This is a genomic window from Amorphus sp. 3PC139-8, from assembly GCF_040750475.1.
GTDB lineage: Bacteria > Pseudomonadota > Alphaproteobacteria > Rhizobiales > Amorphaceae > Amorphus.
Map to the genome: position 1 here is coordinate 1 of NZ_JABJVY010000059.1, position 8,251 is coordinate 8,251.

Below are 8,251 nucleotides of genomic sequence, written 5' to 3' on the forward strand. Positions count from 1 at the left end.
CACATGGCGTCACGTCGGGCATCTCGTCCAGACCATCCCATCCGACGAATGCGCCAACTACTTCCAAAACGCAGGATACGCTTCCGTCACAAAATGACACGCTCTAGACGGTCATCAATAGTCGATCGGTACGGGGGCCTGCGTTGAACGGACGTTCCGATCACGCGATACGAGAAACGCGCCACGCGGTATCCGCTTACTGCCGTCAGGCCTGCTTTACCGTGGCTTGGTTCGCCAAAATACGGGTCTCTTGCCCCATAATTTCCAGCATCACCCAGATTCGCTTATCGGGCGCGATGGCTTCGACGGTCGCGACAAATTCCGCAAATGGCCCCGTGGTGAAGCGCACCGCGCTGCCGGGAGCGAACGCCTCTTGTGGCTGGAAACAGCCGTCGTCGCCGCAGCGGGCACGGATCGCCTCGACGAGGTCCGTCGGCACGGCCTGGGGGCGGTCGGACTCGAAGGTCACGAGCCGAGCGACGCCGTACGTGCTGTTGATGACACGCCAAGGGCCTGCAGTCGGATCGAACTGGACAAATAGATATCCCGGAAACACCGGCTGCAGCTCCGACTTGAAGCGGCCGCGGCGGGCAACCGTCCGCTTCTCGAGGGGATTGAAGACGGTAAATCCCTGGCGGTGGAGATTTTTCTCCGCGATCCGCCATGCGTTGGGCTTCAGCTGTGCCAAGTACCACGGCTTGGGGCCGACATCCTTTTCCGATCGTGTCGCGGTCACGGCCAGACCCTCTTTCTCCAAAGGCTGAAATGTGTTGTCGCAGACATTGAGATAGATGAGCGAATCTGCCGGATTGTGGGCGTGTGGCGCCCCGTCAACCTGCGGCTCAGTCGAAGCGAGTATGAAAATTTGAGGATCATGCTTTCATATCTCGCGCACTTGATATAGGCGTTCATGTCGTGAACGGGAGCTCATTCTTCCGCACGGCAGAAGCCATCCAGCGGCATGTGCCTTCTAGCATGTGCCGGTGCGGTAGCCGTGGCAGAGCCGGATCGGACAGCCGGGCCTGTACGACGTGATGTCCGACTTCCAGAAAGACGCGCGCTTCCAGATTATGCGCCTTTTGGAGGCCAGGCCTGACCTCAGTCAGCGCGAGATCGCATCGGAACTCAGTATCAGCCTCGGTGCGGTCAACTACTGCCTCAAGGCGCTGGTCGCTAAAGGCTATGTGAAGGTTCATAACTTCAGCGTCTCGGAGCGAAAGTGGCGGTACGCCTACGTGCTCACGCCGCAAGGCGTGCTGGCAAAGGCGCGTCTGACGAGGCGCTTTCTGAGCCGGAAGCTTGCCGAATATGAGGCGTTGAAAGAAGAAATAGCCGCGCTTCGAAGTGAACTGCCAAGGGGCGGAAAGCCTGCATCAGATGGCGCGGATGACGCAGACATCGGCTTTCAAGATGGCGCTGAGAGGCTCTGAAATCCTGACAGTAAGAAAGTCGATGTGTCGCAAAGGCGGCGAAAGCCCCGGGGTCGATGATCGCGCGGGCGTACTTAATTCGGAGGTCATCACGAGCCGTCTCCACGGACGGTCAGTCAGGCGACGCGGGTCAGTGAAGTGGGCCCATTTTCCAGGTTTAGTTGAGCCCGCTCCGGCGCGTCATGTCTTGGCTGGGCGTTGCCTGTTTGTAATCAGACATTTGAAAATCCGCAGGAAAGAGTTCGAGGCGAACGGCACATGCCACGGCTGATTGACACGACCATTTGGCGCAAGGCCTGGGCGCTTCTCGATCGCCGTGAGCGCCGCAATGCGGGCATTGTGCTCGCCATCGTCATACTTTCCGCCTTTTCATCGGCGGTGATGGTGGGGTCGGTCATGCCATTCTTGACCGTGCTCGCTGATCCGACGCGCATTCACACCGTTTCCGTTCTCTCCTGGGTTTATAGCACAGGAGGCTTTACCAGCGATTTTGCGTTTCTCGTCGCGCTTGGAGCGGCATCGCTCCTCGTCATCATCGTGGCAAACCTCATCCAGATCCTACGCACCTGGGCGGTGGCGCGATTCACGTTGATGCGGATGCACACGATTAGCCATCGTTTGCTCGCCTCCTATTTGCGGCAACCCTACGAATATTTTCTCGATCATCATTCCGGGGAGATGAGCACTCAGATCCTGGCGGAGAGCCAGGAGGTCACGAACCGGTTTTTCCGTCCGGCAGGCGAGGCGGTGTCCGCGACCTTGACTGTGATCGCCATCGTGGCGCTGCTGCTCTGGGTTAATCCGGTCGTGGCGTTGATTGCCTTCGCGGTCCTTGGAAGCCTCTACGGTGGAACCTTTGTTCTTTCGCGCCGGATCATCGCGCGAGAAGGCCAGGTACGTGCGGCTTCGAATAGAGCGCGCTACCGGCTTGCAAACGAGGCGCTCGGCGGGGTCAAGGATATCAAGCTGCTCGGGCGTGAAGCGAGTTATGTCGATCGCTATCAAGTGCCGTCGCTCAGAATGGTCCAGTCCATCGTCATCGGGGCGGTCGTGGGGCAGGTGCCGCAGTATGTGATGCAGGCTGTCGGGTTCGGCGGCGTGATCATCCTTTGCCTTATCCTCCTCAAGCCGTCGGGTCTTGAGTCAGGCGCGGCGCTTGGTGGCATTCTCCCGCTCCTTGGCGTCTTTGCGTTCGCGGGCCAGCGGCTGCTTCCGGAGCTGTCTCGACTCTACCAGAGCTTCACGCAGCTTACTTATGGGGCCGCTGCGGTGGGGACCGTGTATCGCGACCTTGTGGCCACAGCAGAAGGCGACCCTCTTCCGGGATTCATTCCGGCGCCATTGGGGTTTAAAAAGGAGCTCCGGCTCAACGACGTGACCTATCGCTATCCGCGTGCCGACCGGGCGGGGCTGAGCGACGTGACTCTGACTATCGCGGCAGGGGAGAAGATCGGTGTCGTCGGCAGCACCGGGGCGGGGAAGACAACGCTGGCGGATGTCATACTCGGTCTGCTCCGCCCTTCTCAGGGATGCCTTGTGGTCGACGGTATTACGGTTACAGATGGCAACTTGCGGGCATGGCAGCAGACAGTCGGATATGTGCCGCAGGATATTTTTCTGACCGACGCGAGCGTTGCGGAGAATATCGCTCTCGGTGTTTCGCCCGCGGAAATTGACCTTGACCGCGTTCGGCGCGCGGCCCGCATTGCTCACATCGACGCGTTCGTCATGAGTGAGCTCGCCGAAGGGTACGATACTCTCGTCGGCGAACGCGGCGTGCGGCTTTCCGGAGGTCAGCGGCAACGCATCGGGATCGCGCGTGCACTTTATCACGATGCCGATCTTATCGTGTTCGACGAGGCAACCAGCGCACTCGACAACTTGACCGAGGCGGAGGTGATGACTGCGATCGATGCGCTTCCCGGCGACAAGACGGTCGTCCTAATTGCGCACCGGCTAAGCACTGTGAAGCGGTGCAATCGGATCGCAGTTCTGGACCAAGGGAGGGTCGTGGGCTGTGATGCCTGGAGCGTATTAGTAACACACAATGCGAGTTTTCAGCGGATCGCAAGGGTTGCTAATTCGGCCTAGGTTCCGCGCCTTATTTTGTGCAAGCGATTTCATCGCTGACTTTCTATGATGAAAGAGCTCATAACTACGTTCGGCGAGGAGCCAGGTGGGGTGAAAGGGTAAAAGTTAGATGATGTTAAGTATTTTATTATGCTGTTCTCAGTCAATTAATCCATGAAATGGAACCAAAATTGTCAACTCAAGCCAAAGGGTCATTTGAGATGCTGGGTCGAAAGTATATTCGGCACTAAGTCGTCGCGTTTAATGACATTGCGTTAAAATAGTCAAAATATTATTAAAATATTGTGATTAAAAAGAATGAATATAAGTAAAAAACCTAAAATAGCTTTATGTTTTTTTGGAATCACAAGGTCTCTCAGATTTACAATTGCGTCTATTAGGGAAAATGTTCTTCTACCGGCGAGCGATAGAGGTGAAGTTTGCCTCTTTGGTCATTTTTTTGATCTCGAAAAGATAAGTAATATAAGGTCTTCTGAAGATAATATATTATTGAATAAAGAATACGATCTACTAGATTTTTCCAACCTGGAATTAGACTCGCCAAATATCCCAGAAGTGGAACGCTTGTTCGAGTTTACGAGTGGTTTCGGGGATCACTGGGGAGATGGCTTGCAATCTCTCAGGAATTTATGCCATCAACTTTATTCATTATCCGCAGTGACTCGTGCTGCTACTAAAGCTGATTGCGATATTTTTGTGTTTTGCCGGCCGGATTTGATGTATCTTGATTCACTGGACAGCGTCTATGATATGGCGCTCGGCGCCAAGGTGGATGGTGTCTGGTTGCCGAATTGGCAATGTGCACACGGCGGATACAATGATAGATTTGCCGTTTGCTGTAGTCGTCGAGCTGCGGAAGCTTATGGACTCCGTCATGCGCATGTAGAGCAATTTTGCTCGACATACCTGCGCTCTCTCCATTCGGAGTTACTTCTAAAAAGCGCGATGCGTGCAAATGGCATTTCCGTTTGGGGGGTGCCAAATCGGGCAGTGCGTATGCGGGCCACTGGATTGCCAGTATCTGAGGAGTTTGGCAATGACTGGAGAAAAACGGAATTTTCTTTGCTGCGGCTGAGGATCCGGTCATATGCAAAAAGAATTTTGTTCACTGTTGTGCGTGGTTTTGGGTTAAGATAAAGAATAAAGTAATAGGGTGCTATTTATTTATGGTAATGCCTAACCGAACTGGACCTAATTGAGGTCGACGTCGTCGACAGTGAGTCTCTTCAAGAGGCTGATAAGCATAGGTTCAATGTCTCTGTCTCGATGATTGAAGCGGTAGCAGATTTCACCGAGATAGAGATGGAAGTGTTTTCGAGGGACGCCGCGGTAAGGATAGAGCCAGTTCTTGGCGTAGGACCAGAAGCCCTCAATGCCGTTGATGTGGTCGCGTCCGACTGGGCGTCCTTTCTCCTTGCGGATGACGACATGATCGCCGCGCAGCTTCAAGGTGGCGTAGGCCTGCCAGTCGTCGGTGTAGTAGAGGGACCCTTCACGGCTGCGGGCCTGGATGACCTGCATGATCGACGCGCGATCGTGCGCCGGGATGGGCTGGGCCTTCACCACCCCGTTGCGCTTGACGATGCCGAAGACGATCACCTTGCCGGCCGCGCCCCAGCCGCGTTTGCCCTTGCGGGCCCCGCCGAACGTGGTCTCGTCGCATTCCAGGTCGCCCGTAAACGGATCGCGCAATTGCTCGGCATGCGCCATCGCCGACCGAATGAGGCGGTAGAACCGCTCTGTGGCGGGGCGGCTGGCAACCAACGAAAAACGCTGGCGATAAACCGGCACACCCCAAACGAAGCACTGGACCAATTCTGTCTTCACCCGGCTATCAAGCCGGGAGGCATCCCACAGGGTCTTGACCCGCCAACGCCTGCCGCACCGACGGCATTTCAATCGGCCGTCGCCAAGCCGCCAGCTCCGACCAAACCCGCACTGAACACATCTCGCCATCACCAAATCATCCAGGATTTGGTCCAGCTTCGTTAGGCATTACCTTATTTATTGTCTAAGGAGGCGGTTGGTTGATGGCGCCGTCCTTTCGCCAGAGTGGAGGGATGCGCTATGGGGCAGGTTCTTCACGGGTGCGCCGCCACGACAGAGGCGGCCCGCCGGGCAATGCAGAATGCCGGGCAATGCAGAATAGTGAAGAGAACCTGAGGGCGCTTTCGAAGCGCGGCGGCATTAGCCAGAAGATGGTCGCAAAGTCGAAGAAGTGGGCCTCGGTTGCCGATCTACCGACTGGGTCGAAGGGAGCCTGTTCGAGCGTGTTGTCTTTGGAGGAAGAGGCGATCGTCGCCTTCCGAAAACACCCGTTGCTGCCGCTCGACGACTGTCTCTACGCACTCCAGCCGACGATCCCGCACCTGACGGCGATCTTCCTTGCATCGCTGTTTGCAACGGCATGGCATCAGCCGGCTGCCCGACTTCGCAGGCGACAAGGAAGCGAAGAAAACGTTCAAACGCTATCCGATCGGCACCTTGCACATTGAGATCGCTTAGGTCCAGACCGCCGAGGGATCCCTGCAGCTCTTCCTCGCCATCGGCAGGACCTCGAAGTTCGCCTTCGCGCCCCTGAGACCAGCGCGACCGTTTACACCGCAGCTTTCCTCAGGGCCTTGGTCGAGGCGGTGCCCTATGAGATCCACACGGTCCTGACCGACAACGGCACCCAATTCTGTGATTTGCCGTCCCGCTGAAAAGGACCAACCGCTCGCGTGCGGGTCCACATGTTCGATCGAACTTGCCTTCAAAATGGGATCGAGCACCGGCTGACCAAGCCCAACCACCCCTGGACCAACGGTCAGGTCGAGCGCATGAACCGGACCATCAAGGACGCCACCGTTAAACGCTACCACGACGACAGCCACAACCAGTTGCGCCGGCACCTGCAGGACTTCGGCGACGCCGACAACTTCGGCCGACGACTCAAGACCCTCAAAGGCCCCCCCTTAAGAGTTCATTTGCCAGCGATGGACTTCAGAACGAGATCGGTCCATCTTCGACCCAATCCATCAAATGACGGGACTGAATACCGACCTCAACGCGCGCACCGCAGTTGGTCAGGGTTTGATCTAGATCCTGTGCTAACTGATGAATTATCCGTCCGAGCGCGATTTAAATATCTTACCGTGGATTGCTGTTATTAAAATGCCAAAAATAAATGCCCTCCCAATATATATTTTTTCCTACAATCGTGGCCAGTTTCTGCAAAATTGCGTCTCCACAATTGAGCAATGCGCGCCAGAATCTGAGGTTGTAGTTATTGACGACAACAGCGAGGACGTCGAGACAATTCAAATATTAAAGAATATTAATGCTCGGCACCGTGTCATTCGGGTTGCTGAGCAGTCAGGTAGTGAATTCAAGACAGGCGGCCTATATGGCAACATGAACTTAGCTCTCTCCCTTGCAGAGGCGAGTCAGATACAGCTTGTGTTATTTATTCAGGACGATATGCAGTTTGTTCGCGCCCTAAAAGAGTTTGATTTAGAAAGAATTATTAGTTTTTTTGAGATGAACCGAAATGTGATTCAATACCACTCGGTGTTCTCTCGAGCTGATTCCGTTGAAAAAGTTCAAAAATTTGCGCAACTCGATAAAGCACGTGCAGCCTATTTATTGCCTGGTGCTGTTGCCGTTGGGAAAGATAATTTTTCTGCGGTAGGTGTTTTTCATGTTGGTCGCGTTCGGCAATTTTTGGGTTCGTTCAGCGTAGGGGAAGGCGTGAACAGCAAGCGATGTCGGGATATCGGTATACAAAGAGGGATTGGGGCGTATCCTTTTATGAATTGGTTGCCTTACCCGTCTTCTTACCGAGGAAAGCGGCGAAATATAATGCATAGAATAGTTGAATTCTTTGGTGGAGCAGGGTTCCATCCAATACTGCAAATGCCCAAGGAATTGGAAGAGAAACTTCTTTCGCGCGACCCGTCAGTAGTTCCTGTTGCGGAAGAATGGCTAACGGCGCCGACGGCGCCCAGGCATGACCTCTGGTCGACCGGGGGCGGAGAATACAACTTAATTGCTCGGGGCGGCGTTCCAGCACTTGCCTTTCGAGCTCTAAGAAGGGTTAAGCGATTTTTTGTCGCTGCGCGCTCTTAACAAAAAAACTTTCGCCTTTCTTAAAAATATAGAAAAAGGCCTATAATGATGGATTTATAATTTCAGACTTATGTATCCTTTCGTGGAGGGACCTCGTTATTTTTAATCGTATATTTTTTGATACTCCGAATATTCACTTTCGGAAGGTATTACCAGCATTTATCTTGTGATCAGAAATAGAATTTTGATTTATCTGTCAGGCGCTTATTCGCACATTTTCGCCCTTCAAGGCGTTTTTTGACCGAGTCAATAGGTGTGTGGTGGTGCGTAGTTCGTTAGATTTGGTGGGTTGTTTTAGGTAATCTGTATATTTTCATTAATTGTAGCTTATCTTAAGTCAATTTCCCGGTCCACGCGTAAATTCGTTCATTTGAACAGTGGTGCTTATGTTAGTTATATCGACAGTGCGGCTAGTTCGCCTACTTTTAACTTAGGGTCAGGACCCATAAAAGGGATTTCGTTGGAGGCGCGTTTGTGATTCACGGTCTCTGAAGGGAGATCACCGATGGATTGCGATTGCTTCTCGCTCAGTGCAGACCAGTTTGCGCGGCTTCAGCCGTTGCTTCCGACCGATACGCGCGGCAAGCCGCGGGTCGACGATCGCCGAGTGATCAGCGGCATCG

7 protein-coding genes and 1 pseudogene are annotated in these 8,251 nt (G+C 54.1%); 6 read left to right on the top strand and 2 right to left on the bottom strand.

All coding sequences use genetic code 11. The features are described 5' to 3' along the window. Nucleotides 1–205: 205 nt before the first annotated feature. A complete protein-coding gene (locus HNS03_RS25405) occupies nucleotides 206–736 on the bottom strand; it encodes a transcription termination/antitermination protein NusG (protein WP_367198836.1) in 531 nt (176 codons plus the stop codon). A gap of 298 nt (nucleotides 737–1,034) precedes the next feature. Between HNS03_RS25405 and HNS03_RS25410 the strand changes: the two genes are divergently transcribed. The 3 genes from HNS03_RS25410 to HNS03_RS25420 all read left to right on the top strand — a co-directional run bounded on the left by HNS03_RS25410 (nucleotide 1,035) and on the right by HNS03_RS25420 (nucleotide 4,658). Beyond that, entirely contained in the window at nucleotides 1,035–1,430 is a 396-nt protein-coding gene (locus HNS03_RS25410; RefSeq protein WP_367198837.1) for a MarR family EPS-associated transcriptional regulator, read from the top strand. A gap of 258 nt (nucleotides 1,431–1,688) precedes the next feature. Then, on the top strand, nucleotides 1,689–3,521 hold the full coding sequence (locus tag HNS03_RS25415) for an ABC transporter ATP-binding protein (RefSeq protein ID WP_367198838.1): 1,833 nt from the start codon (nucleotides 1,689–1,691) through the stop codon (nucleotides 3,519–3,521). A gap of 297 nt (nucleotides 3,522–3,818) precedes the next feature. Beyond that, nucleotides 3,819–4,658, top strand: a complete 840-nt coding sequence (locus tag HNS03_RS25420; RefSeq protein ID WP_367198839.1) for a hypothetical protein — start codon at nucleotides 3,819–3,821, stop codon at nucleotides 4,656–4,658. 54 nt (nucleotides 4,659–4,712) lie between these two features. Here the strand turns inward: HNS03_RS25420 and HNS03_RS25425 are convergent, their stop codons facing one another. Beyond that, the gene (locus HNS03_RS25425) at nucleotides 4,713–5,348 is read right to left on the bottom strand and encodes an IS1595 family transposase (protein ID WP_367198840.1); all 636 of its coding nucleotides are present in this window, start codon (nucleotides 5,346–5,348) and stop codon (nucleotides 4,713–4,715) included. A gap of 240 nt (nucleotides 5,349–5,588) precedes the next feature. Between HNS03_RS25425 and HNS03_RS25430 the strand changes: the two are divergent. The 3 genes and pseudogenes from HNS03_RS25430 to HNS03_RS25440 form a co-directional block, all read left to right on the top strand. Continuing rightward, nucleotides 5,589–6,602, top strand: a pseudogene (locus tag HNS03_RS25430) (integrase core domain-containing protein). 15 nt (nucleotides 6,603–6,617) lie between these two features. After that, nucleotides 6,618–7,628, top strand: coding sequence for a glycosyltransferase family 2 protein (locus HNS03_RS25435; protein WP_367198841.1), 1,011 nt, complete (start codon nucleotides 6,618–6,620; stop codon nucleotides 7,626–7,628). A 505-nt stretch (nucleotides 7,629–8,133) separates the two neighbouring features. Further along, the coding region (locus HNS03_RS25440; protein WP_367198842.1) for a transposase at nucleotides 8,134–8,251 on the top strand (118 nt) is incomplete at its 3' end.